The following is a 25,526-nucleotide window of genomic DNA, read 5'->3' on the forward strand; positions in this document are numbered from 1 at the left end:
GGGGAAGTTCAACGGAAAAAGGATTTTTTGCGCCTCCGTCCCCTGCCTTTTTTCCCCTTTTCTCCCAGAGGAGGGGAGGATACGCGGCGCTGGGCCACCAGCTTTTCAAAATCCGAGGAGGAAAAACCGATGTCTTCCAGGCGCTCCAGCCTTCGCTGGCGTCTGAGGTATAGGTCCTCTTCTTCCTTCTTGCGCACATGAATCTTCACGGCCGCCACAATAGCAATGATGACAGCCAGGGAAAATGCGATTCCCAGAATGGCCAGGGTGTTGGCCGGAATCCGGATGCTGGCAGCGGTCCCTTCCTTTGAAGTAATGTCCTGGCGGGGGGCCGGGGTCGGGGCCGGCGTCTGCCCGTGGGGAGTTTCTGCATTAGACGGTGCTTCCGGTGTATCCTGGAGGCCGGGGGCGTCTGGGCGGCCGGATGGATCCGAAGGAGCGGGATTATCCGCCTCTCCGTCCTGGCCTATGGAAACCGCAGAGGCTCCTGAGGCGTCCTGGGATGTCAGGGAGGCAGCGCTTCCCTCCAAACCAGGAGAACACAGGTACACGGAACCCACAGGCCTGTCATTGTACGTATAGCTGATACAGGCAATGGCTGCCTGGGGATGGCTGCCGTCCAAATCATAAGTAAGGGCGGACTGGGTGTCGGTGAAGTCGGCATCCCTGGGTATCACCACGCGGCCGCTCCGGTCCAGCTCCAGGGATATGCTGTCGCCGGAGGTCATGCCGGCAATGGTCATGTCATTTTCCAGGGACTTGTACCTGGTTTCGTAATCAACAGTCCGCAGGGACTGAAAATTGCGGAAACCAAAATCGAAAAGAGCCTTGGTATCAGAGTAATGGGACTGGTGGCCGTTGAGCACCACTGCAATCAGAGTCATGTCATTTTTCCTGGCACAGGTAACCAGGGTGTTTCCCGCTAAGGAGGTGTATCCTGTCTTGCCTGCAAAGGCGCCGGGATAATATACGGCTTCATTTTTATTTAACATCTTGTGGTGGTTGGCCACATAACCTCCCTCCGGGGTCCGCTTGGTGGGAGCCAGCTGGTAGCTTCGGGTGCCGTTGATGGTGAGAAATTCCGGGTTCTGGATGGCGGCTCTGGCTATCAGGGCCATGTCATGGGCCGTAGTGTAGTGGTTTTCGTCATTCAGGCCGCTGGGGTTGTTAAAATGGCTTCCCGTGCAGCCCAGGCTCCGGGCCTTCTCGTTCATCAGCTGGGCGAATGCCTCCCTGGATCCGCTTACATGGCAGGCCAGGGCATTGGCGCTCTCATTGGCAGAGGCTAGCATCAGAGCGTAAAGGCAGTCCCGCACGGTCAGGACATCCCCTTCATCAATGCCGGCGCTGCTGCTTCCAGCTTCCACATTGTATACATCGTCATGGGAAAATGTAACCATCTCATTCAGATCGCACTGTTCCAGCACAATCAGGGCTGTCAGTATCTTGGTGATACTGGCAGGGTAATAGGGCTGGTCCATGTTTTTTCCATAAAGAACCGTCCCGGTGTCGGAGTCCATGACAATGCCCGCGTCAGCCTGGATGGACACATCAGAGGGCCATTCGGGGGCTGCCGCTGCTGTTATGGGGAAAAGTCCTGCACACAGGCAGAGGCATATAAACAACATAAGGAATCGCTTCATCCTAATATTCTCCATTCACTTCTTTGCTAAGATACAGTATAAAGGATTTGCGGCTTCAAGTAAAGGCTGGAGAGGGGCGTTATTTTTGAATCTGTGTCCATTCAGCTTACTTTCCTGCGGTTTTTTATAGTTAGGAGCAGGCAGACTCCAAAGAGAATCAGGGACAGGGAGCCAAAGAGCAGGGCAATGCGGGCAGCCGTGTCCATGAAGAAGCCTTCCGGTACAATGTTGATGAGCATGTCCGTGGCAGGGTCCAGAATCCACAGGTCGTTGCTGAAGAAGATATGGTGGAACATGATGAAGTATTTGGTGAAGTCAGTGGATATGATGAGTCCAAGGGCCGTAATCAGCGCAAAGAACAGTCCGGTCCCCATGCACAGGGAAGGCGGAAGGACCCGTCCCATCCTGGCTTTGGTGGCAGCCATGAGGATGAGAAGGCCGGCTCCAAGGACCAGGCATATCCTGCGGATGGACAGGGCCTTCAGGAAAAGGACCTGCACATCCTCCATATGGGCGATTTCACGTTCATTGAAGAACTCCCTCTGTTCCCCTCCCATGGTGGTGGTCACATGGAGGTCCTCCCTGCCGCCTCTGAGATAATCCATCATTTCATCCGTCACATGGAGAAGATCGTCCATGGTCATGGACGGCAAGCTGTCCAGCACATTGTATTTGGTGTATTCCTTTTCAAAATAACCGGGCGTCCAGTATACCACTGCCTCCACGGAAGTGATGAAAAGAATAATCATCAGGCAAAATGCGGTTACGATTCCGGCGGTTCGGTGTAAATATTTCATGATTCCTCCTGTATGATAGTGTGGGATAAGTTTTATATAACAAAGAAAAGCCCGACCCCGCAGCTTTTCGTATCTGCAAAGTCAGACCTTTTAGTGCGCCTTCAGGGACTCGAACCCTGGACAAATAGATTAAGAGTCTACTGCTCTACCAACTGAGCTAAAGGCGCATGCGATTCATTTGTTTCTTTAAGTGACACGTCCACTATTATAATGCGTTTTAAGAAAAATGTCAACATTTTTTTCGAAAAAAGTTAATTATCAAAAAAGTTAATTATCAAAAAGGCTTATCGAAAAAGTTCATTATTTACTGGGCGGAATCGCCGGGTATCCCCTTCCCCGCAGATACCACCGGATCCGGTGATGCCTGGGGGAGGGATTCCTCAGCTGGTTTATACAGCATTACAGCACTTCGACCAGGAATTCGCAGTAAGGATCGCCGTTGGCACAGCATTTTGTCTCTGTTACCCGGCAGGGTTTTCCCAGGGCGGTGGAGAACATGCCCGCAGCCGTACCTGCCTCGTACACGCATATTTTGGAATGTATATTGGGAAGGCCGTAACAGTCCGCGCATTCATAATGCCTGTAGACTGCGTGGGTTTCATCAGCTTCCACTACTTCCTCAAAGGCGTATCCGTCCCTCTGGGCAATGGGCTGGTTGCTTTCCATGATTTCCGGCAGTGTCTTTCCCCTGATTTGGTCCGAGGTGATGCTTTCTCCTATGATACGGGATATTTCATAGGCAGCCTCCTTCAGTTCCGGGTAAAACAGGAAGGTAAGGGTCTGACGTTCTCTCATATAATTAAAGGGCATATGGTCGCCCAGGCGGGGACGGATTTTCACCCCCTTTTTCTGGGCTGCGTATGCGTCCGCAAAGGAACGCATCACATAGGAATAATCATCAGCCATCTTTCTGGCGTGCTCTGTGTCTATCTGAATTTTACCCACGGTTACTCTCCTTTTTGGTAATAATGTTTTCCCGACGCAGCTGGCGCGGAGCTTTTCTTCCTGGCAAACAGCAGCACCACAAGGGTTAGTATATAGGGAAGCATCTGTACCAGCTGGGGAGGAATGTTGACTCCCTGCAGTCTGAACTGGAGGCTTTGGGCAAATCCGTACACCAGGCCTCCCAGCGCCACCCACAGCGGCTTCCAGTTTCCAAGTATCACCATGGACAGGGCGATATAACCTCTTCCTGATACCATGTCTTTGCTGAACATGTTGATATCCCCGATGGACAGGTAGGCGCCGCCTATGGCGGCAAGCATGCCGCTGGCCATGACGCAGAGATACTGCATTTTATATACGTTGACTCCCATGGTGCCCGCCATCTCGGGGTTTTCTCCGATGACCAGGATTCTCAGACCGGCCGGCGTCCTGTATAAGAGGAACCAGAGAAGAAAGACGCAGAGAACCAGAATGTAGAACAGGGGGGAAATGGTACCAATGATATCCCCAATGACAGGAATTTTTGAAATCACAGGCACACGCAGCATGCCCAGTCCCGCCACCATGCTGGACTTGCCCTTGGTGCCCCATATCATTTCCAGCAGGACAATGGTAATGCCGGAGGCAAAGATGTTGATGCCCACGCCTGCCAATACATGCTCGCATTTAAAGCCCACGGTCAGAGTCACCAGAACCAGACCCATGAGAATACCGGAGAGGGCGGCAAAGAGAAGGCCCATCCAGGCGCTGCCTGTCACATAGGAGCCCACCACTCCGAAGAAGCTTCCGATGAGCATGATGCCCTCCAGCCCCATATTGATGACTCCGGCCCGCTCTGACAGCATACCAGCCAGGGCGGCAAAGGAAATGGGTATGGCCACCCGGACCATGCCGGCTAACAGGGAGAGAATCTGTCCGCTCATGATGTCACCGCCTTCCTTCTTTTGTACAGATTTTGAATAGCAATTACGATTCCCGGTGTGGAGATAAACAGTATGATAAGGGCCTGGAGAACGGAGATGAACTCGCCGGGAATGTCCGTCATACGGTTCATGCTGGAGGCACCTGCGTTAAGGGCTCCGAACAACAGGGCCGATGCCAGGGTTCCCAGGGGCTGGTTGTGTCCCATGACCGCAATGGCGATACCGCTGAAGCCGTATCCTGTGGTCATGCCGGATATGTAATAACCTTGTACGCCCATAACTTCGCAGGCGCCGCCAATGCCTGCCAGGGCGCCGGAAATGAACATGGCTGCCAGCAGGTTTTTCTTGTTGTTGATGCCGGCTGATTCCGCGGCAAATGGGCTGTCCCCTGTCGCCCGCATCTCATATCCCAGCTTTGTCTTGTAGAAAAGGACCCAAAACAGGAATACGGCAAGGAGGGCAATAAAGATGCCTGTGTTCAGCCTGGTATGGGCTACCAGGGATACCAGCCTTGCGCTGTCTTGTATCTCCTCTGTCCTTACCACCATTCCCTCTGATTTAAAGGGATTGTTCACCAGGTATTCCACCAGGTACAGAGCCACATAGTTCAGCATGATGGTGATGATGACTTCGCTTATCTGCAGCTTATTCTTAATCACAGCCGCCAGCATGGCCCATATGCCGCCGAAGATGGCAGCCACCAGAATACATACAGGTATGTGCAGGACGGCGGGCAGCCCCGTGATATAAGTGCCTGCCAGGGCAGCAGGCAGGGCGCCCGCCAGAATCTGCCCTTCTATACCGATATTGAAGATACCGGCCTTGGACGCCACTGCCATGGCCAGTCCTGCAAATATCAGGGGAATGGCTGTGCCGGCGGTCTGGGCCAGGTTATAGGTGCTGCCGAACGCGCCTCCCAGCATGGCGGAGTAAGCTTCCACCGGGGAATACCCTGCGGCTGCTATGATGATGCCCGCCAATACCAGGGAGATCAGGAAGGAAATCAAGGTAAATGCCATGGTACGGCTTTTCAGATATTTAATCATTGTCTGCTGCCTCCTTCCGGGCATTGCCTCCCAGCATATAATAGCCCAGTTCTGTTTTGGTAAATGCGCCGGTCTCCTTTTCGGCCACGACTCTGCCCTCATAGAGCACCGCAATGCGGTCGGCCAGCTTTATAACCTCATCCAGGTCAGCGGAGATCAGCAGGATGGCGGAACCTGAGTCCCTCATCTGCATGAGATGCTGGTGGATGTATTCGATTGCTCCGATATCCACGCCTCTGGTGGGCTGGGCAGCCACAATAATGTTGGACTGGTGAAGGAGCGTGCGCCCGATGATCAGCTTCTGTTGGTTGCCCCCTGACAGGGAACTGGTGAGCTGGTCGATGCCGTCTGTCCTGACATCAAACTGTTTTATGGTGTCCCTGGCAACCTGTTTGATGCGCCTGATGTTCAGAAAGCCGTGTTTCACGTATTCGGGCCGGTAATGGTATCCCAGAATGAGGTTTTCCCAATTGGAAAATCCCTTTACAAAGCCGCGTTTGCCGCGCTCCTCCGGAATGTGGCCCACATAGTCCAGCATCCTGCGGGGAGAGATGGCGGAAACCGGCTGGGATCCGCAGCAGACCTGGCCTGTAAAATGATTCTCAATCCCTGTGACCACCTCAATGAGTTCGGTCTGTCCGTTTCCCTCCACGCCTGCAATGCCCAGTATCTCGCCTGCCCTGCATTCCAGGCTGATATCAGTGAGTACGGAGCGGCCCTTCTTTTTAAGGCAGATATTCTTAAGACCCAGCTTGACGGGGCCGGAACCATCGTAGGGAACCCGCTGTACATCAAAGGATATGGGGCGGCCTACCATGAGCTCAGCCAGCTTGTCTTCTGTGGCCTGGGCAGCCGGAAGGGAGGCGATGTTCTCTCCCCTGCGGAGTATGGTGATGTTATCCGCAATGGCCAGGGTCTCCTTAAGCTTGTGGGTAATAATGATGATGGTCCTGCCGTCCTTCTTTAGCTGCCTGAGCATGGCAAAGAGCTCCTGCACCTCCTGGGGGGTAAGGACCGCCGTGGGTTCATCTAAAAGTATGATGGAAGATTCGTTGTAAAGGGCTTTGAGGATCTCCACCCGCTGTTTTTCTCCCACAGACAGGTTCTCTATCCTGCTTTCAGGATTCAGATCAAAGTGATACCGGCGGATGAGCGCATCCACCTTTTGGCGGGCTTTGCCGCGATCCAGTAAAATGCCTTTGCGCGGTTCATGGCCCAGGATGATGTTCTCCGTGATGGTGAGATTGCCTACCAGAACAAAATGCTGGTGGACCATGGATATGCCATAATCTATGGCGTCATGGGGCGAACGGATGGCTGCCGGGCTGCCGTTAATGAGAATCCGTCCCTTGTCGGCTTTATAAAGGCCGAACAAAATTTTCATCAAGGTGGTTTTGCCGGCGCCGTTCTCGCCTAAAAGGGAATGTATCTCGCCCTGTTCTACCTTGAGGGATACCTCCTTATTGGCATAGGAGCCGTGAAAGGTTTTGGTAATACCCTGCATCTCTATTGCATACATTGGGACCTCCCTGTGTGAAAGGAAAGGTGTTGCTTGTGGTAAGCAGCACCTTTCGCAGCCGGTTATTTAACTTCGTCTATGGTTGAAGGAACTGTGATCTCGCCGGAGATGATTTTATCCTTTGCGGTCTGGGCAGCGTCAAGGCTGGCAGGATCAATCTCTACCTTGGAACCTTCGTTGGTGATGCCCAGTGCGTCCTCCTTAAGTCCGGGTACCATGGTACCACCTTCAAGAGTACCATCTATGGCTGATTTGATGCCGTCCTTGATGACTACATCAATCTTGCGGATAGCCGATAACATGATGTGGTCCGGGTCGATGAGACACTGGTTTACATCTGCGCCGATGGCCTTAAAGGTTCCCTGCTGTGCAGCGTTGAACACGCCCAGTCCGGAACCGCCGGCAGCGGCAAAAATGACGTCGGCGCCTGCGTCTGCCTCAGCCAGTGCCAGTTCCTTGGCAGTGGTGGTATCGGCAAAGGAGCCTACATATTTGACAATTACCTCCACATCCGGGTTGGCAGCTTTGGCGCCGGCCATATACCCGGCCACGAAGATATTCTGGGATGGGCTGTCCACGCCAACCACCATGCCTATTTTGTTGGTCTTTGTGTTAAGGCCCGCAACAGTTCCCACCAGATATGTTTTCTCATTGTCCTTAAACAGGACGCTGGTCACGTTGTCACATCCTGTCACCTCGCCGTCCACGAACAGGTATCTCTGCTCCGGAAACTCGGAGGCCACCTTCTGGAGGGCTTCTACGGCATCAAAGCCGCCGCCGATGATCAGGTCGTATTTGCCGGATGCGGAGAGGTCGGTAAAGTTGGCTTCAAATTCAGATATTTCCTTGGGCTCCACCAGCTGATACTCGATTCCGTAATCAGCCTTGGCAGCTTCCACACCGGCCAGCATGCTGTCATTGAATCCGCCGTCTCCCAGTCCGCCGATGCCGATCATAAGGGCAACCTTGAAAGGCTCTGAGCCGCCGCTGGGGACGGTCTGACCGTCAGCCGGAGCTTTTGCATCTGCTTCCTTGGAGGCTGAGCCGTTGGAATCCGTTTCGCCGGAGTCTGCCGCTGTCTGGGTTCCTGCGTCTGGTGATGAAGCAGCCTTGCCCTGGCATCCGGCCAATGATACGGTCATGGCGGCTGTCAGCGCCAATGCTGTAAATAACTTTAAATGTTTCATGATAGTTTCCTCCTCTGTGTATACCCGCTACATGTCCAGGCGGTTCTGTACGGCCTTGGGCATCTCTATAATGTTTTCGCCGCAGTGGCAGTTCATAGTCTCAGGATTGATGGCAGCCATGGCTTCCAGCATGACCTTTCCCACCACCGGTGCGCATTCCGAATAAATGTCAAAAATGGAGCGTTCCCAGTTGGGATTGATTCCCTCGGCCGAATTGCTGATAACATACAGGGCCGCGTAGCAGGCGCCGATGGCCCTGGCCAACGCCGCTTCCGGCATCATGGTCTGTCCGCACACATCGCAGTGATCCGCGTACATTTTCTGGATTTCAGCAGCTGACTCGAATCTGGGGGCTTCCGCAACGCCGTAGATGCCGGTGCGGAACACACGGCGGAATACGCCGGAGGCCTTTTCTAAAAGTATCCTGTGCAGGTCGGGACATATGATTTCCCTCATGCGCATGCTGTAAGGGGTGAATTTTCCCAGATAGGACACACGCTTTGTATAATCAATGAAATCCTGGGGACATATGATGTCGCCCGGCTCCAGCAGGGGATTGATGCCGCCGCCGCTGCCGTCTGCCAGTATGTATTTCACGCCGGCTTCCCTCAATGCCCAGAAAATGCGCTCGCTGGGAGTGTCATTGTAAGGTGAGAGTCCCTTCCAGCCGTGGAAAGGCACATAAAGTACCTGCCGGGTTTTGTGATCTGCCGTGATGGAGGCATCCATTTCGTACAGTTTCATGCAGGCGGTGACTCCAAACGGGGTTTCAAATTCCATGTCCCGTTTTAACAGGGTAATGCCTTCCATATTTAAATCTTCGGGAAATTCGCATCCCCAGGTTCCTGAGCCACCGATGTGGCAGTACATGGTCTTTGGTATTTCTTTGCAAATCATAACATTCCCTCACTTATATTTTATTTACCTAGGTTACCGTAATTCTATTAATCCCAAGGTGATTATTCAAGTGAGGGGGAGTCGAAAAGAATAGAAAAATGGAGATGCCCCTTGTATCTGTCTCATATTGAGACTATAATCTCATTATGAGATAAATGGGGGAAAGAAATGAAACGATCCGTATTAAGCGCTTGCGCAGCCATTGTGCAGAAGGAGATTGAATTTTATGCGGGATTTACCTGCCTGGAGTACGATGTGAACGATGAGAATACCATGAGAGTTGCGGGCACAGGCATTTTCAGGTCCATTATCTATGCCAATGAAAACCAGCCCTACAGCGCCATTGAACAGGCCAAGACGGACAGGAAGCCTGTATTTGTGAGAAACAGGAACAGCAGCATCTGCCGCAAATGCAGCACCAACCGCATCTGTACGGGAAAGGCAGAGGTGGTGGTGCCCTTGTATATCAGGCAGGCCTTTCTGGGAACTCTGTCCGTGCTGTGCTATGATGAGAAGATACACAAGGATATGCTGGAACATACAGAATATTATAAAAACCTGGCGGTTCATGTGGGACAGGTCATTACCAGGATTGCGGAGTCATACCTTCTTGAAGATGCCCTGCATGTGACGGAGCACGCCCTTTCCGACCTGGTGGATTCCATGGAGGACGGGGCTGTCCTGATAGAGAACCGGCGGGTGTCAAAGGTCAACAAGAATGCCCGGATCCAGATGCAGAGAATGGGGATAGGAGAGGAGCTGTTCCGGGAAACGGTGAAGGTCATTAAGAGAAGGAACAGCAACTGGCTGGATATGAGGGCGGAGAACAGGAGTATCCGCCTTCACGCAAAGCACCAGATTTTTGATTCTGAGTTCCTTATGGGAAAACGGCTGGAGTATGTTGTGCTGGAGCAGAATCTTGTGACGGAGCAGAGCTATTTCCAGGATGCCAGCAGGAATCTGTCTCTGGACTACTTTGAGGGAACCAGCGAGGTTCTGACGAAGATGAAAAAGAACGTGATGAAAATTTCGGAAATAAGCCGTTACATGGTCATACAGGGGGAGAGGGGACTGGGCAAGGAGATGTGGGTAAAGGCCATACATAACAGCGGGCGCTATGCCCAGCAGGAGCTGGTGATTTTTGACTGCAATGCATTTTCGGACCTGAATTTTGCCAACCAGGTATTTGATGAGGAGACCGGCATATTCTGCAGCAGGGATATTACCGTGTGCTTAAAGGAGATTCCCAGGCTTCCTTACTGGCTTCAGCTAAAGCTGGCGGATAACATTACCCTGCTGGAAAACCACAACATCCGCCTCATTGCCACCACCCTGGAGGACCTGTCTAAGATGGCTGACCACAACGCGTTTTCCAAGCGTCTCTTTAACCTGTTTTATCCCGCTATCCTGTGTATTCCGCCAATCAGGGAGAGGGATATGGATATAGACTACTATATTCAGAAGTATCTGATTTACTATCAGGATTTTGAGAAAAAGAAGGTTGCCTGCAGCTCCAGGGCCCTTACCATGCTTAAGAACCATTCGTGGCCTGGCAATTTCAAACAGATGGAACAGGTCTTAAGCTACCTTATATCCATAAACACCAGCGGAATCATCACGGAAGAGGACGTGCTTCGGCTTCCTGATTTTAAACAGAACGACGGGCCCTTTAACCTGAAGGAGCAGGAACGGCAGCTGATACAGAAAGCGCTGCAGCGTTTTACAGGTCCCTACGGCAAGCAGGCCGCGGCAGATGCCCTGGGTATCAGCAAGGCTACGTTATACCGTAAGATACAGGAATACCGCCTGGATGAAGCATAGGACAGAGCGGGGGAGGACAACAAAAAAGTCCGACCCCGCAGCTTCCAATATCTGCAAAATCAGACCTTTTAGTGCGCCTTCAGGGACTCGAACCCTGGACAAATAGATTAAGAGTCTACTGCTCTACCAACTGAGCTAAAGGCGCATTTTTTTCATTTTGTTGTGCGGCTGTCTCAACAGCACGTTCGCCATTATATCGCCTAAAAAGCAAAATGTCAACACTTTTCGAGAAAAAATCTTTGGAAATTTTTTTGCCGGGAGTTTCATGGTTTTTAGTTGTGGCTCCTTTTGGAATCCCTGCGTCCGCGGCTGCCTGTTCCTGTGAGAAACAGACAGCTGCGGATGTGTCCTCTTTTGGGAGGTTATTTTTTATCCTTGTCCTTTTTGGCCTTGGCTGAACCGGAGCCCAGGAGTTTGCCGACTTCCTTAAAGGAACGGTTGAACCGGAGAGCCTGTTTGTTTAAGTCTGTCTTATCGCTGGTGGCCTGGAGCAGTTTTTTGGTGATTCCCGGAGGGAGTGCCATGCTGTCCGCCTCCTGATGGTATCCTTTACCTGTATTCTATGCCGGGTCCTGGCCGAAGGTTCCTGTCCGCCGTGCAATGAGCTTGCAGATGGGCTTGCCCTCGGAGGCGAATTTCATCTCATACTCTGTCATCACATTTCCTTCTGCCATGGGGCTGTTGTGAAGATCAAAGGTATACTCTGTAATCTCCCAGCCGGCATCTGGAATGGATTCCAGGGAATATTCAAACAGCCCGCGGTTATCTGTCTTGAATTCAACAACACCCTGGGGCGCCAGAATTTTGTCGTATACAGACATAAAGACAGGGGATGTGAGCCTTCGCTTGGCATGGCGGTCCTTTGGCCATGGATCTGAGAAGTTCAGGTATATCCGGTCCACCTCGCCGGGGGCAAAGATCTCCGCCATGTCCTTTGCGTCGATGCACATAAAATAAATATTTTCAAGGTCCATTTCGCTGCGTTTCTGAAGTCCCCGCAGAAGGACGCTGGAATAGCGCTCAATTCCAATATAGTTGATATCCGGGTTGGCGGATGCTTTTTCCATAATAAAACGGCCCTTACCCATTCCCACCTCGATTTCAAGGGGATGGCTGCCGCCGAATACCTGGTTCCATGTGCCGCGGTGCTGTTCCGGCTCCTGAATGACAAATGGGCTGGAGGCAATGGTTTCCTCGGCACCCTGGATGTGGCGTAATCGCATGTGTTTCATCCTTTCGTGAATATAGTTGCTGCAGGCCTTATTTTAACATTCAAAAGATGCATTTGCAACAAAATTTACTTTTTTCTTATTTTTCTGATTTTTTATAATTAATAGTGCAAAATTAGCAAAAATCTAGTATACTATACATAATAGGCGGATATCTGCGATACTAAGGAGGAAGGCTTATGTCGAATGTGGAGCGGACGACCAGCTGGCAGCAGATTCAGCAGGGCGTTAAGGAAGCAGAGCGATTAATTGCGCGCAAGGAATATAATCTTGTGATGGTCAGAGCCAGACAGGTTCTGGAATATATGGTAAGATGCATGGCTGAGAGAGCGTGTGTGGTGGAAGGGGATCTGTCCGATACCATAGACCAGCTGTACGAAGGCCAGTGGATTAACAAGGCCACCAAGGACAATTACCATACCATCCGTATACTGGGGAACAAGGCTGTTCATGAGGGGGATGACACGGCGTATGACGCCAACCAGGCATTCCAGCTGCTGACCCAGGAAGTGTATGTGTTTGCCAATGAATTTGCAGGAGGTTCGGGCGGCCGTCCGGCCAGAACGTCCTCGGCTGCAAGGAATACATCAGGGCGCCCGGCGCCCAGGCAGGGAACCGGCGGAGGCAGGAGTGCTTCCGGCAGGAACAGCCAGAGGGTACCTGCCAGGAATACCCGCAGTGGCCCGTCCCGCCAGGGCGGACCCAGGAAGAAGCGCAGACGGGTATCACCGGCAGCATACATACTGAGACTGCTGATTCCGGTGCTGCTGGTTATACTTCTGATTGTGGTTATCCGTGTTTTCACGTCGGATAAGGGCAAGGATGCAGATAAGACCACCACAGTTCCGACTGTGACCACTGCGCCTGTGGAGCCTGCACCTACGCTGCCGCCGGAACCTGAGACAGAGCCTGAGACAGAGCCGCCTGCAGAGACCTACAGGATTAAGGGAAGCAGTGTAAATGTCCGCAGCGAGCCATCTACCAGCGGCCGGATTCTGGTACAGCTGGGCAGCGGCACCGAGGTGGTGTACGTGAAGCGGTATGACAACGACTGGGCAGTCATTAACTACGATGGCCAGGAGGCGTATGTATCCAGCAAATATATTGAAAAGGTAGAACCCGTGGCGTCAACCGGGGGGGAGACTGAGGGCAGCGAGGCCCAGACAGCCAATTAGGCTCATGTATTTGTGAAAATTGTATAGGAAAAATTGGTAATTTTGGATGCAAAAAGAGGAAGAATTTAAAAAGTTCTTCCTCTTTTTGGCGTTTTGCAGTGGGGAAATTGTGAAAAATTAATTTTAAAACTAAAATACCTCTGGTTTTTTTCTAAAAAAGGAGTATCATGAAATGATATGAAAATATATAAGGAGGAGAGCTATGGATACTGTGATTAACCGTTTATCGGAAATCGAAGCAGCGGCCGGAGCCATTGTGGAAGAAGCGAATGCACGCAAGAAGGCATTTGCCGAGGAAATGGACGCAAAGACGGCTGCCTTTGATAAGAGTATGGAACAGGAAACGGCCCGCAGGATTGCAGAGATTCAGGAGAAGATGGAGGCGGACATGAACGGGCTCCTTGCAAAGCAGAAGGCAGAATCAGAGGCCCTGCTTAAGGAGCTGGAAGATAATTATAACCGGCACCATGAAGAATATGCAGAGGCTCTGTTCCAGAAGATGATAAAGGGGTGAGATTATGGGCAGCCTGATTGCTTACAGCGGCATTGCCACCAAGGTGAAGGCAATGGAACGCTGGCGTATAAAAGATGAGCAGTTCCTTGAGATGGCGGCCCTGGAAACCGTACCGGATGCAGTGCAGTACCTGCGTGCCTTTCTGCCTTACCGCGAGATATTTGGCCAGGTGGAGGATAAGGATCTGCACAGGGGAAACATTGAGCAGCATCTGAATCTGTCCCAGTACAGGGATTTTGCAAAGCTTTACCAGTTTGCCAATATAAAGCAGAGGCGTTTCCTGGACCTGTACTTCATGCATTATGAGATTACCATTCTAAAGACCTGTCTGAGAAATGCGGCAGGCCACAGGGAACAGAGGCAGGACCTTTCCATGTTCCGTGATTTCTTTGAGAGGCATTCCGCCCTTGACCTGATCACGCTTTCCCAGTCCCAAAGCATGGAAGAGTTCATAGGGAATCTGAAGGGGTCCGTGTATTACGGCCCGTTGTACCAGATGCAGCAGAACGGCAGGGTAACCCTTCCGGCCTGTGAGACAGCCCTGGATATGCTGTATTTCAGGTCCATGTGGAAGATTAAGGACAAGTACCTGTCAAAGAACGAGCAGAAGATAATCGCCCAGTGTTTCGGCACCAGGATGGATATGCTGAACCTCCAGTGGATTTGCCGTTCCAAAAAGTTTTACCAGCTGGAGCCAGGGGAGATATATGCCATGCTGATTCCCATACAGCTCCATCTGACCAGAAAAGAGATTAACCGGATGGTGGAGGCGGAGAATCTGGATATACTATACGGACTCATAGGAGCGAGCTGGTACGGCAGGACTGGCCTGGTCCATCTGGACCAAGATCAGGAACTGGACCATCTGGCCCACGATATAATAGACAGGATTTACCTGAAGACAAGCAGAAAAGACCCATACTCCATCGCCATACTGAATTCCTATCTCTACTTTAAGGAGAGGGAAATCCAGCGTATCATCACTACTATTGAGAAGATACGTTATGGGCTGGGAGCAAGTTGACTAAAGGGGGTTAAGACGTGATTGAGAAGATGAAGTTCTTAAGTATTACCGGCCCTAAGGAGGATATTGACCGGGTGGTGGACACTTATCTGTCAAGATATGAGATCCACCTGGAAAATGCCCTGTCGGAGCTTAAGACAGTAAAAGACCTGAGGCCTTATATTGAAACGAATCCATATAAGGATGTGCTGGAAAAGGCCCAGGGGCTGGTGGAAAGCTATCATGACCTGATAACGGACCAGACGGGCCGGAACATGAAGCTGGAGGAGGCCGTTGAGGTTATTAACAGCCTTGACACCCAGCTTAAGGAACTGACAGACCAAAAGAACGTCCTGGTGCACCAGCGGGACGAGTTAAAGGCTTCCAGGGACAGGGTTATACCCTTTGCAGGGCTTAACTACAATGTGAAGGAGATACTTAAGTTCCGTTTCATGAAGTTCCGTTTCGGACGTATTTCCAGGGAATATTATGAGAAATTCTCATCCTATGTGTATGAGACCATAGACACGGTTATGTTCAAATGCGAGGAGGAGGGAGACTATGTATGGGTGGTCTACTTTGTGCCGGAGAGCCTGGCGGACAAGATTGACGCCATCTATGCATCCATGCATTTTGAGCGGTGTTTCCTTCCGGATGAGTACGAGGGCACTCCTGTGGAGGCAGGACATGTACTGGACGACAGGATAGGGAGCCTTCAAAAGGAGATAGATGAGGCGGACAGGAATATCGTGGAGGCCATGAGCAGCAGGAAGGACGAGTTTGCCGCTGCCTTAAGCCGCATCAGGACATTTTCAACCAACTTTGATGTGAGGAAAATGGCTGCCGTCACCAAGCATGACACCCATAACTTTTACATCCTGTGCGGATGGATGACGGAGAATGATGCAAAGAGGTTCCAGAAGGAAATCGAACGGGACAGCGATACCTTCTGCATCATTGAGGACGACCACAACAATATCATGAGCACGCCTCCCACCAAGATGAAGAATCCGGGGCTGTTCAGGCCCTTTGAGATGTATGTGGAGATGTACGGGCTGCCATCCTATAATGAGCTGGACCCCACCATACTGATTGGCATTACGTATTCCATTTTGTTTGGTTTCATGTTCGGGGACGCCGGGCAGGGACTGTGCCTGCTGATTGGAGGATTTCTGCTGTACCGGTTTAAGAAGATACGTCTGGCAGGAATCATTTCCTGCTGCGGCGTGTTCTCCACCATATTCGGACTGCTCTTCGGAAGCGTCTTTGGATTTGAGGATATCATAGATGCTGTGTGGCTCAGGCCCCAGGAGGCCATGACAGATCTGCCCTTTATCGGCAGGCTGAACACGGTATTTGTGGTGGCGGTTGCCATTGGAATGGGAATCATCCTTTTATGCATGATTCTCAATATCATCAACAGCCTGAGAACCCATGATGTGGAGAAGGCGTATTTTGACACAAACGGCGTGGCCGGGCTGGTATTCTATTTTGCCCTGGCATCCGTGATTGTACTGTATATGACCGGAAATCCGCTTCCCGCCACCGTGATTCTGGTAATCATGTTCCTGATTCCGCTTCTGGTGATATTCTTTAAGGAACCGCTGGCAGCCATATTGGAGAAAAAGGCGGAACGGATGGAAACCGGCCTGGGAATGTTTATCACCCAGGGCATATTTGAACTCTTTGAGGTGCTGTTAAGCTATTTTTCCAACACCCTTTCCTTTGTCCGTGTGGGTGCGTTTGCAGTGAGCCACGCAGCCATGATGCAGGTGGTCCTGATGTTAGCAGGGGCAGAGGCAGGAGGAAATACCAACTGGGCCGTGGTGGTTGGCGGCAACCTGTTTGTATGCGGTATGGAGGGCCTGATTGTGGGCATCCAGGTACTGCGTCTGGAATACTATGAGCTGTTCAGCCGGTTCTACCGCGGCAGCGGCAGGGCATTTGAACCGTATGGAAAGGCTGCCGGAGAGCAGTAAGCATATATAATACAAAAAGGAGATATGAGATATGAGTTTATTAGTTAAAATTACACTGAGCGCAGCACTTATTTTAAGCATTGCAGTACCTTTTGGAGCATTTGCAGCAGGGGAAAAGACAAAGGGACGCTATAGGACAGCCCTGGCAGCCAATGTATTCCTGTTTTTCGGCACCATGGTATTCGCGGCAGTGGTCATGTTCTCCGGCAATGCAGCGGCAGCCGAGACAGGAGCCCAGGCAGCCGGTTCATCCGCGGCAGGCATGGGCTATCTGTCGGCAGCACTGGCCACAGGACTTTCCTGTCTGGGCGGCGGCATCGCTGTTTCCGCAGCAGCCAGCGCAGCACTGGGAGCTATCAGCGAGGACAGCTCCATCCTTGGTAAATCATTAATCTTCGTAGGTCTTGCCGAAGGTGTGTGTCTCTATGGTCTGATCATATCCTTTATGATCTTAGGAAAGCTGTAATCCCATGAAGATGTACCTTATCAGCGACAACATCGACACCCTGACCGGAATGCGGCTGGCGGGAGTCGAGGGGGCTGTGGTCCATAAGAGGGAAGAACTGAAGGAAGAACTGGATAAGGCCCTGGCCGACAAAACCATCGGGATCATCCTGCTGACAGAAAAGTTCGGCAGGGAATTTCCGGAGATCATCGACAATGTAAAGCTGGAGCGCAAGCTTCCGCTGATTGTGGAGATTCCGGACCGCCATGGAACCGGCCGCAAGCCGGACTTTATCACCTCTTATGTGAACGAGGCAATCGGACTGAAACTGTAGTAATGATAGAAAGAGGGTGAATCAGCTTGACAACAGAGGAAAAGCTAAAGCATTTCCAGGATATCTGCATGACGGATGCCAGAGAGCGCAGCGCCAGGATGTTAGATGACTATATGAACGCCCTGGAGGCTGCCTTTGAGGAGCATGCGGCTGACGCCAGGAGGCGGGCCGACATGCAGGTGGAGGCAGAGACAGAGAAGCTGGAGCGTGAAATCAATAAAAGGCTGTCCATCGGCCAGCTGGATTTAAAGAGGGAGGCCAGCCACAAGCAGGAGGAGCTTAAGGATAAGCTGTTCGTGGAACTGCGCGACAAACTGGCCAACTTTATGGAGACGCAGGATTACCAGCGGCTTCTGGACCGCCAGGTAAAGGCCGCCAAGGAATTTGCAGGGGATGAGGAACTGATTATCTATATGGACCCATCGGATGTGGATAAGCTGCAGCGCATTGCCATGCACCATAACGCCACCATCAAGGTCAGCGAATATTCCTTTAACGGAGGCACCAGGGCTGTGCTTCCGGGCAAGCATATACTTATAGACAACTCATTCCAGACTAAGTTAAACGAGGCCCGCCATGAGTTTAAATTTGACTTGACAGGAGGTAGGCAAAGTGGCTAAGACAGGTGTGATTTACGGTATAAATGGTCCTGTCGTTTCCCTGCTGGGCGACTCAGGGTTCCAGATGAATGAGATGGTGCATGTGGGCCAGGAGAAGCTAGTGGGCGAGGTCATCGGACTGAACTCAGAGAAGACCACCATTCAGGTTTATGAGGAGACCAGCGGAATTAAGCCGGGAGAAACCGTGACTGGTACAGGCGCTCCTGTATCCGTTACACTGGCGCCGGGAATCCTGAGCAATATATTTGACGGAATTGAGCGTCCCTTAAGCGAGATTGCCAAGGGAAGCGGATATTATATCAGCAGAGGCATATCCGTCAACAGTCTGGACACGGATAAAAAGTGGGATACCCACATGGTGGTGAAGGAAGGGGACAGAATCATGCCCGGCACCATTATTGCTGAGGTGCCGGAGACAAGGGCTATCACCCATAAGGTCATGGCTCCGCCGGACGCGGAAGGCTATGTCCTTACAGTGGTGCCGGACGGCCGGTACACCATAGAGGAGCCGCTTCTGACCCTTCAGCTCATGGACGGCACTGAGAGGACCCTGACCATGACCCAGAAATGGCCCATCCGCGTGGCCAGGCCGTCTGCCAGGCGGTTCCCGGCAGTGAAGCCCCTGATCACAGGCCAGCGTATTCTGGACACCATGTTTCCCCTGGCAAAGGGCGGCACGGCAGCCATTCCCGGAGGCTTCGGCACTGGCAAAACCATGACCCAGCACCAGGTGGCAAAGTGGTCGGATGCGGATGTCATCATCTATATTGGCTGCGGTGAGCGCGGCAACGAGATGACCCAGGTTCTGGAGGAGTTCTCAGAGCTCATAGACCCAAAAACAGGAAATCCGCTGATGGACAGGACGACCCTGATTGCCAACACATCCAACATGCCGGTGGCTGCCCGTGAGGCCAGCCTGTATTCCGGCCTTACCCTGGCCGAGTATTACAGGGATATGGGATACCATGTGGCCATTATGGCTGACTCCACCTCCAGATGGGCAGAGGCCTTAAGGGAGCTGTCAGGACGTCTGGAGGAAATGCCTGCCGAGGAAGGTTTCCCGGCTTACCTGGCATCCCGCCTTTCCGCGTTCTACGAGAGGGCCGGCATGATGCAGAACCTCAATGGAACAGAAGGTTCCGTGACCATCATCGGCGCGGTGTCGCCTCAGGGAGGCGATTTCTCCGAGCCTGTGACCATGAATACCAAGCGTTTTGTGCGCTGCTTCTGGGGACTGGATAAATCCCTGGCTTACGCCAGGCACTTCCCGGCCATCCATTGGCTTACCAGCTATTCGGAATATATAAACGACCTGTCCTCCTGGTACATGGACAATGTGGATAAGCGGTTTGTGGACGACCGGAACCGCCTAATGGCACTTCTGGTGCAGGAGAGCAGCCTGATGGAGATTGTAAAGCTGATTGGAGCCGACGTACTGCCGGATGACCAGAAGCTGGTGCTTGAAATCGCAAAGGTGATCCGTCTGGGGTTCCTGCAGCAGAATGCATTCCATAAGGACGACACGTCTGTGCCTTTGATTAAGCAGTTTAAGATGATGGAAGTCATTCTTTACCTGTATAAAAAATCACGTTCCCTTGTGTCCATGGGCATGCCTGTGTCTGTGCTGAAGGAGGAGAACATATTTGACAAAATCATATCCATTAAATACGATGTGCCCAATGACCGCCTGGAAATGTTTGATGACTATATGAAGATGATAGACGGTTTCTACGACAGGGTCGTGGAACGGAACGCGTAAGGGAGGGAGGTCCATATGGCAATTGAATATTTAGGTTTAAGTGAAATCAATGGCCCTCTGGTGGTCCTGGAGGGCGTTCAGAATGCGGCTTATGATGAAATCGTGGAAATGACCGTGGCCGGAAATCTCCACAAGATAGGACGCATCATTGAAATATACGGGGACAAGGCCATCATACAGGTGTTTGAGGGCACGGACGGCATGGCCCTGCGCAATACCCATACCAGGCTTACGGGCCATCCTATGGAGATAGAGGTTTCCGAGGAGATGCTGGGGCGTACCTTTAACGGCATCGGCCAGCCCATTGATGGGCTGGGTGACATCATATCCGACATAAAGCTGGATATCAACGGGAAACCCTTAAATCCTGTGACCCGTGAGTACCCGAGAAACTATATCCGCACGGGAATTTCAGCCATTGACGGGCTGACCACCCTGATTCGCGGACAGAAGCTTCCCATCTTTTCGGGAAACGGTCTTCCCCATGACCAGCTGGCTGCCCAGATCGTGCAGCAGGCCTCCCTGGGGGAGAATTCGGACGAGGAATTTGCCATTGTGTTCGGCGCCATGGGCGTTAAATATGATGTGGCTGATTTCTTCCGCCGTACCTTTGAGGAGAGCGGCGTATCCGAGCATGTGGCCATGTTTATCAACCTGGCCAACGACCCTGTGGTGGAGAGGCTTATCACCCCTAAAATCGCCCTTACCCTGGCCGAGTATCTGGCCTTTGAAAAGGGAATGCATATACTGGTTATACTGACGGACATGACCTCCTATGCCGAGGCCATGCGTGAGGTCTCCTCCTCCAAGGGCGAGATTCCGTCCAGAAAGGGATTTCCGGGCTATCTCTACAGCGACCTGGCTTCCCTCTATGAGAGAGCCGGCATTGTGGCGGGACGGCCTGGTTCCGTGACCCAGATACCGATTCTCACCATGCCCAACGATGATATCACCCATCCTATCCCTGACCTGACAGGATACATTACAGAGGGCCAGATTGTTCTGGACCGGCAGCTGAACGGGCAGAATATCTATCCGCCCATCAACGTGCTTCCCTCCTTATCCAGGCTTATGAAGGACGGCATCGGCGAGGGTTACACCAGGGCGGATCATCAGGACGTGGCCAACCAGCTTTTCTCCTGCTATGCAAAGGTGGGGGATGCCAGAGCCCTGGCATCGGTTATCGGCGAGGATGAACTTTCACCCATTGACAAGAAATACCTGGAGTTCGGCAAGGCCTTTGAGGAGCATTTCATAGGCCAGGCCCCCCATGAGAACCGCACCATCCTGGATACCCTGGATATAGGCTGGAAACTTCTGGGAATGCTGCCCAGGGAGGAACTGGACCGTATCGACACCAAGGTGCTTGACCAGTATTATAAACCTGCGGATACCATGAAGGAGTGATGTAAATGGATCCAAATACATTTCCCACCAAAGGCAACCTGATAGCGGCAAAGAATTCACTGGGCCTGGCCTATATGGGCTACGGACTCATGGATAAGAAGCGGAATATACTGATTCGGGAGCTAATGGAGCTGATTGACGAGGCAAAGGGAATCCAGTCAGAGATCGACAGCACCTTCCGGGAGGCTTATGCGGCGCTCCAGAAGGCCAATATTGAGCTGGGCATCAACTATGTCCAGGAGATAGGCGCCTCTGTGCCCATAGACGACCGGGTGAAAATCAAGGCCAGAAGCATCATGGGTACGGAAATTCCCCTGGTCCAGCATGAATCGCAGCCTTTGGCCCTGACCTATGGTTTTTATAACACCACCGAGTCCCTGGATGAGGCCAGATACCATTTTGAGAAGGTAAAGGAACTGACCATCAAGCTTTCCATGGTGGAGAATTCCGCCTACCGGCTGGCCAACTCCATTAAGAAAACCCAGAAACGGGCCAATGCCCTTAAAAACATCACCATACCTCATTATGAGGACCTGAGCAAGTCCATCTCCAATGCGCTGGAGGAAAAGGAGAGGGAGGAATTTACCCGCCTGAAGGTAATCAAGCGCAATAAAGAGAAGGTGTAGGAGGTTTTTATGTATACATTTGATGACCTTGTGGGAATAATAGCAAAGCTGCGGTCGCCTGAGGGCTGTCCCTGGGACAGGGAGCAGACCTTTGAGAGCCTGAAAAAATGTCTGGCCGATGAGACCGAGGAAGTATTCCAGGCCATAGACAACAAGGATATGGAAAACCTGTGTGAGGAGCTGGGGGACGTACTGCTCCAGGTCATCCTGAACAGCCAGATTGCAAAGGAAGAAGGCAGGTTTACGATTGACGATGTAATTGACGGATTATGCCGGAAAATGGTACGAAGGCACCCCCACGTATTTGGCGGTGTAAAGGTGAATTCCGTGGAGGAAGGAACCGCCCTCTGGAATCAGATAAAAATGCAGGAAAAAGCCAAAAAACCTTGACAAATCATAGTAAAACAGATATAAATGATTAAGTACACTATGACTTTAAAATGTAACGATTCCGGGGCCTTTCCCGGACAATATCTAGGAGGAAAAATTGATGAACAAGACAGAATTAATTGCAGCAGTTGCTGAGAAGGCAGAGCTTTCTAAGAAGGACGCAGAGAAGGCAGTTAAGGCTTTCACAGACGCTGTATCTGAGGAGCTGGTTAAAGGCGGAAAAGTACAGTTAGTAGGCTTCGGAACCTTTGAAGTATCTGAGAGAGCTGCAAGAGAGGGAAGAAATCCCAAGACTGGTAAGACGATGACCATCGAGGCTTCCAAGACTCCAAAGTTCAAAGCTGGCAAGGCATTAAAGGATGAGGTTAATAAATAATCCATGAGATTGGACAAGTTTCTGAAAGTTTCCCGCCTTATCAAGCGCAGGACCGTTGCCAATGAGGCATGCGACGCCGGACGTGTTCTGGTAAATGATAAGCCGGCAAAGGCGTCCGTCAGTGTAAAAACAGGTGATATCATCGAGATCCAGTTCGGAGCCAAGGCTGTTAAGGTGGAGGTTCTGGACGTACAGGAAACTGTGAAGAAGGATGAGGCTAAGGAACTTTACCGTTATATTTAGCGGCAGTTTGCATTGGATGTTTTAACTGCTGCAATATTTAAGATAAGTGGCATAGAATGGCCAACCTCCCCATATATTTAACATAGGTTAGATATACGGGGAGGTTTTTTGCATGGAAGAAAAGATTGGAAGCAATCGTCAGCATAAGCTTATACTGCAGAACCGGGGCAAGGGAAACATAACCGGCATATGCGATGTGGTGTCTTTTGATGAAAATGCAGTTGTCCTGGACACGGATATGGGTCTGCTTACCATCAAGGGGAAGGAGCTTCATGTAAGCCGCCTGACCCTGGAAAAGGGAGAGGTGGACATAGAGGGAACCATAGACAGCATGGTCTACAGTTCCAATGAAGCCCTCAGGAAGTCGGGGGAATCCCTGTTCACCCGGCTGTTTAAGTAGGGGGCATCATGAGCAGCAGGATTCAGTATGAAGCCTGGCTGATGGTGCTCAGCCTGGTCACAGGCGGTTGGCTCATGCTGGCCTATGATACCCTCAGGGTGTTCCGCCTGGTTATCCGCCACGGCCCCTTCTGGACAGGGGTGGAGGATTTTTTGTATTGGCTTTATGCGGGGCTGGTGACCTTTATTCTTCTCTATGAGCAGAATGACGGCGTGTTCAGGGCCTATGTCATAGGAGGGGTATTTGCGGGGATGATTCTGTATGACAGGTTTATCAGCAGAATTTTCTTTAAGTGCTTGAAAAAGGCCGGCAAATGCCTTAGAATGATTATTAGCAGGCACAGACAGAAAGCTGTCTGCAGCCCGGAAAAAGACGGAGCTGGTGATTGAGCAGATGAAATCCTACGGTAAATCAAGGCGTGTAAAACGCGATAAATGGACGAACCGCATGGCCATCATGGGTATTACCCTGGTAGTCATGTTTTTGGCTGTGGCAATCAATATAAAGGGCGCTGATCTTAAGAAATCGGACCTGGAATACAGCATCCGTGAACAGAACCTGGAGCAGCAGAAGGAAGAGGAAGAAAAGCGGACTGCTGAGCTTCAGGAATACAAGATTTACGTCAAGACCAAGCAGTATGCGGAGGAAGTGGCCAAAGAAAAGCTGGGGTTAGTGAATCCGGATGAGATTTTGTTAAAGCCCACTGAGTGATGGCGAAAACAGGCGAACGATTTTTAAAAATTCATGCATGAATTGACATATATTTCCCTCCTGGGTGCGTATACTGAAAGTTACGCGGATTAGGAGGGATTTTTGTGTTTATCAGAGAGCGGGAAGTAAAGGGAAGAACAGATGTAAATTATTATACGGCCAGGAGACTGGGGGATATGGCAGAGTCCTTAAACCAGCTGGCCAGAGCGTTTGACGACGGTATAGAGAAAAACGGACAACTGACAAAGGACGATGGACTGGCCGCCATGCAGGCCAGCGCTGCCCTGGTGTGCGACAACTGCAGCAGGTGTAATCTGTATGCGGACAGCGAGAAGGAGGACAGCTATTACCTCTATTATCTTCTGCGGGCATTTGAGCAGAAGGGCCATATTGATTTTGAGGACATGCCTCAGATGTTTCAGAGCGGGTGCCGGAAAAAGGAGGATTATCTTGCCCAGCTGAACCGGAGCCTGGGAAGGGCTACCATGAATCTGTCCTGGAAGAACCGTTTCCTGGAGAGCAGGGACGCGGTCATATCCCAGTTCAGGGAACTGTCGGTGATACTGGAGGAATTTTCCCACCAGATTGACCGTGCCAGGGATATTACGGATGAGTATGAATACATACTGAAAAAATATTTTAAACGCTATCATGTTGCCCTGGGCAACCTGCTGTTATTGGAGTACGAGAACGGGCAGAAGGAAGCTTTTTTAACGGCCAGGACCACCAACGGCCGCTGCATTACATCCAAGGATGCGGCGCTGATCATGGGAGAGGTCATGGATGGGACAAGGTGGAGTCCGGCCAAGGACAGCCGCAGCATTATCACCAAGCAGTATGAAACCGTGCGTTTTCTGGAGGAGGGAGGGTACCGTATGCTCTATGGAGCATCCAGGATTCCAAAAAAGGGCGAAAAGTATTCCGGGGATAATTATACCTTCTGCGAAAGTCCGGGAAACCAGGTGGTTATGAGCCTTTCCGACGGAATGGGAAGCGGGGAGACAGCGGCCAGGGAGAGCAAGCAGGTGGTGGAACTGACGGAGCAGCTTCTGGAAACCGGATTTTCCCCAAGAGCCGCCCTTAAGCTGGTGAATACAGTGCTTTTGCTGGCTGGTCCGGAACAGCACCCGGCTACTCTGGATCTCAGCTGCATCGACCTGCATACCGGCGTTCTGGAAGCTATGAAGCTGGGAGCAGTGCCGACCTTCATAATAGGAGAAGAGGGAGTGGAAATCATGGAAGCCGGAGAAGTGCCCATGGGAATACTGAGCGGGGTGGAACCCGTTCTCATGTCCAGGAAGCTGTGGGAGGGCGACCGGATTGTCATGGTCAGCGATGGGGTGCTGGATGCATTGCCGGGAGATGATAAGGAGCAGGCCATGCAGCAGTATCTGGAGAGCGTGGAGGAGATGGGGCCCCAGGAACTGGCGGACCAGGTACTGGATTTTGCGGTATCCTTTATTCCGGCGCCAAGGGATGATATGACGGTCCTGACAGCAGGAATCTGGAAAAGACGCTCATAATTTACAATGACAGG

General features: G+C 51.5%; 28 protein-coding genes and 2 tRNA genes. 18 read left to right on the plus strand and 12 right to left on the minus strand.

Annotated features, from left to right (window positions below):
• Window positions 1–8 precede the first annotated feature (8 nt).
• The 9 genes from LI015_RS05730 to LI015_RS05770 all read right to left on the minus strand — a co-directional run bounded on the left by LI015_RS05730 (window position 9) and on the right by LI015_RS05770 (window position 8,957).
• Window positions 9–1,643, minus strand: coding sequence for a D-alanyl-D-alanine carboxypeptidase family protein (locus LI015_RS05730; protein ID WP_227124299.1), 1,635 nt, complete (start codon window positions 1,641–1,643; stop codon window positions 9–11).
• 101 nt (window positions 1,644–1,744) lie between these two features.
• Complete coding sequence (locus tag LI015_RS05735; protein WP_002566422.1) at window positions 1,745–2,440, minus strand: TIGR01906 family membrane protein; 696 nt, start codon at window positions 2,438–2,440, stop codon at window positions 1,745–1,747.
• 94 nt (window positions 2,441–2,534) lie between these two features.
• Window positions 2,535–2,607, minus strand: a tRNA-Lys gene (locus tag LI015_RS05740).
• Between the two features lie 232 nt (window positions 2,608–2,839).
• Entirely contained in the window at window positions 2,840–3,385 is a 546-nt protein-coding gene (locus LI015_RS05745) for a V4R domain-containing protein (RefSeq protein ID WP_002566421.1), read from the minus strand.
• A gap of 2 nt (window positions 3,386–3,387) precedes the next feature.
• Window positions 3,388–4,308 (minus strand): ABC transporter permease, encoded by a 921-nt coding sequence (locus LI015_RS05750; RefSeq protein WP_002566420.1) that lies wholly within the window; start codon window positions 4,306–4,308, stop codon window positions 3,388–3,390.
• A complete protein-coding gene (locus LI015_RS05755) occupies window positions 4,305–5,354 on the minus strand; it encodes an ABC transporter permease (RefSeq protein WP_002566419.1) in 1,050 nt (349 codons plus the stop codon). The genes LI015_RS05750 and LI015_RS05755 overlap by 4 nt, the downstream gene beginning before the upstream one ends.
• Entirely contained in the window at window positions 5,347–6,873 is a 1,527-nt protein-coding gene (locus LI015_RS05760; protein WP_118017070.1) for an ABC transporter ATP-binding protein, read from the minus strand. The genes LI015_RS05755 and LI015_RS05760 overlap by 8 nt, the downstream gene beginning before the upstream one ends.
• 62 nt (window positions 6,874–6,935) lie before the next feature.
• A complete protein-coding gene (locus tag LI015_RS05765) occupies window positions 6,936–8,060 on the minus strand; it encodes a BMP family lipoprotein (protein ID WP_002566417.1) in 1,125 nt (374 codons plus the stop codon).
• Window positions 8,061–8,087: 27 nt separating this feature from the next.
• Window positions 8,088–8,957 (minus strand): phosphorylase family protein, encoded by an 870-nt coding sequence (locus tag LI015_RS05770; RefSeq protein WP_002566416.1) that lies wholly within the window; start codon window positions 8,955–8,957, stop codon window positions 8,088–8,090.
• 168 nt (window positions 8,958–9,125) lie between these two features.
• Between LI015_RS05770 and LI015_RS05775 the strand changes: the two genes are divergently transcribed.
• The gene (locus tag LI015_RS05775; RefSeq protein WP_227124300.1) at window positions 9,126–10,778 is read left to right on the plus strand and encodes a sigma 54-interacting transcriptional regulator; all 1,653 of its coding nucleotides are present in this window, start codon (window positions 9,126–9,128) and stop codon (window positions 10,776–10,778) included.
• Between the two features lie 72 nt (window positions 10,779–10,850).
• Here LI015_RS05775 and LI015_RS05780 read toward each other — a convergent pair.
• From LI015_RS05780 to trmB, 3 genes are all read right to left on the minus strand, one after another.
• A tRNA-Lys gene (locus LI015_RS05780) sits at window positions 10,851–10,923 on the minus strand.
• A 217-nt stretch (window positions 10,924–11,140) separates the two neighbouring features.
• Window positions 11,141–11,302, minus strand: a complete 162-nt coding sequence (locus LI015_RS05785; RefSeq protein WP_002566414.1) for a hypothetical protein — start codon at window positions 11,300–11,302, stop codon at window positions 11,141–11,143.
• Window positions 11,303–11,338: 36 nt separating this feature from the next.
• The gene (gene trmB, locus LI015_RS05790; protein WP_002566413.1) at window positions 11,339–12,001 is read right to left on the minus strand and encodes a tRNA (guanosine(46)-N7)-methyltransferase TrmB; all 663 of its coding nucleotides are present in this window, start codon (window positions 11,999–12,001) and stop codon (window positions 11,339–11,341) included.
• Between the two features lie 185 nt (window positions 12,002–12,186).
• Between trmB and LI015_RS05795 the strand changes: the two genes are divergently transcribed.
• From LI015_RS05795 to LI015_RS05875, 17 genes are all read left to right on the plus strand, one after another.
• Window positions 12,187–13,182: an SH3 domain-containing protein gene (locus LI015_RS05795; RefSeq protein ID WP_119205504.1), complete on the plus strand. Its 996-nt coding sequence runs from the start codon at window positions 12,187–12,189 to the stop codon at window positions 13,180–13,182.
• Between the two features lie 202 nt (window positions 13,183–13,384).
• Entirely contained in the window at window positions 13,385–13,696 is a 312-nt protein-coding gene (locus LI015_RS05800; protein ID WP_002566411.1) for a H+-transporting two-sector ATPase subunit H.a, read from the plus strand.
• 4 nt (window positions 13,697–13,700) lie between these two features.
• On the plus strand, window positions 13,701–14,720 hold the full coding sequence (locus LI015_RS05805; RefSeq protein ID WP_227124301.1) for a V0D/AC39 family V-type ATPase subunit: 1,020 nt from the start codon (window positions 13,701–13,703) through the stop codon (window positions 14,718–14,720).
• A 17-nt stretch (window positions 14,721–14,737) separates the two neighbouring features.
• Window positions 14,738–16,678 (plus strand): V-type ATP synthase subunit I, encoded by a 1,941-nt coding sequence (locus LI015_RS05810; RefSeq protein ID WP_227124302.1) that lies wholly within the window; start codon window positions 14,738–14,740, stop codon window positions 16,676–16,678.
• 31 nt (window positions 16,679–16,709) lie between these two features.
• The gene (locus LI015_RS05815; RefSeq protein WP_002566408.1) at window positions 16,710–17,144 is read left to right on the plus strand and encodes an ATP synthase subunit C; all 435 of its coding nucleotides are present in this window, start codon (window positions 16,710–16,712) and stop codon (window positions 17,142–17,144) included.
• 4 nt (window positions 17,145–17,148) lie between these two features.
• On the plus strand, window positions 17,149–17,457 hold the full coding sequence (locus tag LI015_RS05820; RefSeq protein ID WP_002566407.1) for a V-type ATP synthase subunit F: 309 nt from the start codon (window positions 17,149–17,151) through the stop codon (window positions 17,455–17,457).
• A gap of 26 nt (window positions 17,458–17,483) precedes the next feature.
• Entirely contained in the window at window positions 17,484–18,077 is a 594-nt protein-coding gene (locus LI015_RS05825; protein ID WP_002566406.1) for a V-type ATP synthase subunit E, read from the plus strand.
• Entirely contained in the window at window positions 18,070–19,836 is a 1,767-nt protein-coding gene (locus LI015_RS05830) for a V-type ATP synthase subunit A (protein ID WP_002566405.1), read from the plus strand. The genes LI015_RS05825 and LI015_RS05830 overlap by 8 nt, the downstream gene beginning before the upstream one ends.
• Window positions 19,837–19,851: 15 nt before the next feature.
• A complete protein-coding gene (locus LI015_RS05835; protein ID WP_002571092.1) occupies window positions 19,852–21,243 on the plus strand; it encodes a V-type ATP synthase subunit B in 1,392 nt (463 codons plus the stop codon).
• 5 nt (window positions 21,244–21,248) lie between these two features.
• Complete coding sequence (locus LI015_RS05840; RefSeq protein WP_002566403.1) at window positions 21,249–21,869, plus strand: V-type ATP synthase subunit D; 621 nt, start codon at window positions 21,249–21,251, stop codon at window positions 21,867–21,869.
• 9 nt (window positions 21,870–21,878) lie between these two features.
• The gene (locus LI015_RS05845) at window positions 21,879–22,259 is read left to right on the plus strand and encodes a MazG family protein (protein WP_002566402.1); all 381 of its coding nucleotides are present in this window, start codon (window positions 21,879–21,881) and stop codon (window positions 22,257–22,259) included.
• Window positions 22,260–22,359: 100 nt separating this feature from the next.
• Window positions 22,360–22,635, plus strand: a complete 276-nt coding sequence (locus LI015_RS05850) for an HU family DNA-binding protein (RefSeq protein ID WP_002566401.1) — start codon at window positions 22,360–22,362, stop codon at window positions 22,633–22,635.
• A gap of 3 nt (window positions 22,636–22,638) precedes the next feature.
• Window positions 22,639–22,878 carry an RNA-binding S4 domain-containing protein gene (locus LI015_RS05855; RefSeq protein ID WP_002566400.1) on the plus strand — a complete coding sequence of 80 codons (240 nt, stop codon included), beginning with the start codon at window positions 22,639–22,641 and terminating at the stop codon, window positions 22,876–22,878.
• A 112-nt stretch (window positions 22,879–22,990) separates the two neighbouring features.
• Entirely contained in the window at window positions 22,991–23,278 is a 288-nt protein-coding gene (yabP, locus tag LI015_RS05860) for a sporulation protein YabP (protein WP_002566399.1), read from the plus strand.
• An 8-nt stretch (window positions 23,279–23,286) separates the two neighbouring features.
• Entirely contained in the window at window positions 23,287–23,667 is a 381-nt protein-coding gene (yabQ, locus tag LI015_RS05865) for a spore cortex biosynthesis protein YabQ (RefSeq protein ID WP_002566398.1), read from the plus strand.
• 4 nt (window positions 23,668–23,671) lie between these two features.
• Window positions 23,672–23,989: a septum formation initiator family protein gene (locus LI015_RS05870; RefSeq protein ID WP_002571091.1), complete on the plus strand. Its 318-nt coding sequence runs from the start codon at window positions 23,672–23,674 to the stop codon at window positions 23,987–23,989.
• Window positions 23,990–24,093: 104 nt separating this feature from the next.
• Complete coding sequence (locus LI015_RS05875) at window positions 24,094–25,512, plus strand: SpoIIE family protein phosphatase (RefSeq protein ID WP_002566396.1); 1,419 nt, start codon at window positions 24,094–24,096, stop codon at window positions 25,510–25,512.
• Window positions 25,513–25,526 lie beyond the last annotated feature (14 nt).

This window comes from Enterocloster sp. 210928-DFI.2.20, assembly GCF_020554465.1.
In the GTDB taxonomy this organism is placed as follows: Bacteria; Bacillota; Clostridia; order Lachnospirales; family Lachnospiraceae; genus Enterocloster; species Enterocloster bolteae.

What these genes read in the sequence shown, in the direction of transcription:
- LI015_RS05730 (WP_227124299.1), bottom strand. Translation starts at nt 1,643, where the DNA reads ATGAAGCGATTCCTTATGTTGTTTATATGCCTCTGCCTGTGTGCAGGA.
- LI015_RS05735 (WP_002566422.1), bottom strand. Translation starts at nt 2,440, where the DNA reads ATGAAATATTTACACCGAACCGCCGGAATCGTAACCGCATTTTGCCTG.
- LI015_RS05750 (WP_002566420.1), bottom strand. Translation starts at nt 4,308, where the DNA reads ATGAGCGGACAGATTCTCTCCCTGTTAGCCGGCATGGTCCGGGTGGCC.
- LI015_RS05755 (WP_002566419.1), bottom strand. Translation starts at nt 5,354, where the DNA reads ATGATTAAATATCTGAAAAGCCGTACCATGGCATTTACCTTGATTTCC.
- LI015_RS05760 (WP_118017070.1), bottom strand. Translation starts at nt 6,873, where the DNA reads ATGTATGCAATAGAGATGCAGGGTATTACCAAAACCTTTCACGGCTCC.
- LI015_RS05765 (WP_002566417.1), bottom strand. Translation starts at nt 8,060, where the DNA reads ATGAAACATTTAAAGTTATTTACAGCATTGGCGCTGACAGCCGCCATG.
- LI015_RS05770 (WP_002566416.1), bottom strand. Translation starts at nt 8,957, where the DNA reads ATGATTTGCAAAGAAATACCAAAGACCATGTACTGCCACATCGGTGGC.
- LI015_RS05775 (WP_227124300.1), top strand. Translation starts at nt 9,126, where the DNA reads ATGAAACGATCCGTATTAAGCGCTTGCGCAGCCATTGTGCAGAAGGAG.
- LI015_RS05785 (WP_002566414.1), bottom strand. Translation starts at nt 11,302, where the DNA reads ATGGCACTCCCTCCGGGAATCACCAAAAAACTGCTCCAGGCCACCAGC.
- trmB (WP_002566413.1), bottom strand. Translation starts at nt 12,001, where the DNA reads ATGCGATTACGCCACATCCAGGGTGCCGAGGAAACCATTGCCTCCAGC.
- LI015_RS05795 (WP_119205504.1), top strand. Translation starts at nt 12,187, where the DNA reads ATGTCGAATGTGGAGCGGACGACCAGCTGGCAGCAGATTCAGCAGGGC.
- LI015_RS05800 (WP_002566411.1), top strand. Translation starts at nt 13,385, where the DNA reads ATGGATACTGTGATTAACCGTTTATCGGAAATCGAAGCAGCGGCCGGA.
- LI015_RS05805 (WP_227124301.1), top strand. Translation starts at nt 13,701, where the DNA reads ATGGGCAGCCTGATTGCTTACAGCGGCATTGCCACCAAGGTGAAGGCA.
- LI015_RS05815 (WP_002566408.1), top strand. Translation starts at nt 16,710, where the DNA reads ATGAGTTTATTAGTTAAAATTACACTGAGCGCAGCACTTATTTTAAGC.
- LI015_RS05820 (WP_002566407.1), top strand. Translation starts at nt 17,149, where the DNA reads ATGAAGATGTACCTTATCAGCGACAACATCGACACCCTGACCGGAATG.
- LI015_RS05835 (WP_002571092.1), top strand. Translation starts at nt 19,852, where the DNA reads ATGGCAATTGAATATTTAGGTTTAAGTGAAATCAATGGCCCTCTGGTG.
- LI015_RS05840 (WP_002566403.1), top strand. Translation starts at nt 21,249, where the DNA reads ATGGATCCAAATACATTTCCCACCAAAGGCAACCTGATAGCGGCAAAG.
- LI015_RS05845 (WP_002566402.1), top strand. Translation starts at nt 21,879, where the DNA reads ATGTATACATTTGATGACCTTGTGGGAATAATAGCAAAGCTGCGGTCG.
- LI015_RS05850 (WP_002566401.1), top strand. Translation starts at nt 22,360, where the DNA reads ATGAACAAGACAGAATTAATTGCAGCAGTTGCTGAGAAGGCAGAGCTT.
- LI015_RS05855 (WP_002566400.1), top strand. Translation starts at nt 22,639, where the DNA reads ATGAGATTGGACAAGTTTCTGAAAGTTTCCCGCCTTATCAAGCGCAGG.
- yabP (WP_002566399.1), top strand. Translation starts at nt 22,991, where the DNA reads ATGGAAGAAAAGATTGGAAGCAATCGTCAGCATAAGCTTATACTGCAG.
- yabQ (WP_002566398.1), top strand. Translation starts at nt 23,287, where the DNA reads ATGAGCAGCAGGATTCAGTATGAAGCCTGGCTGATGGTGCTCAGCCTG.
- LI015_RS05870 (WP_002571091.1), top strand. Translation starts at nt 23,672, where the DNA reads ATGAAATCCTACGGTAAATCAAGGCGTGTAAAACGCGATAAATGGACG.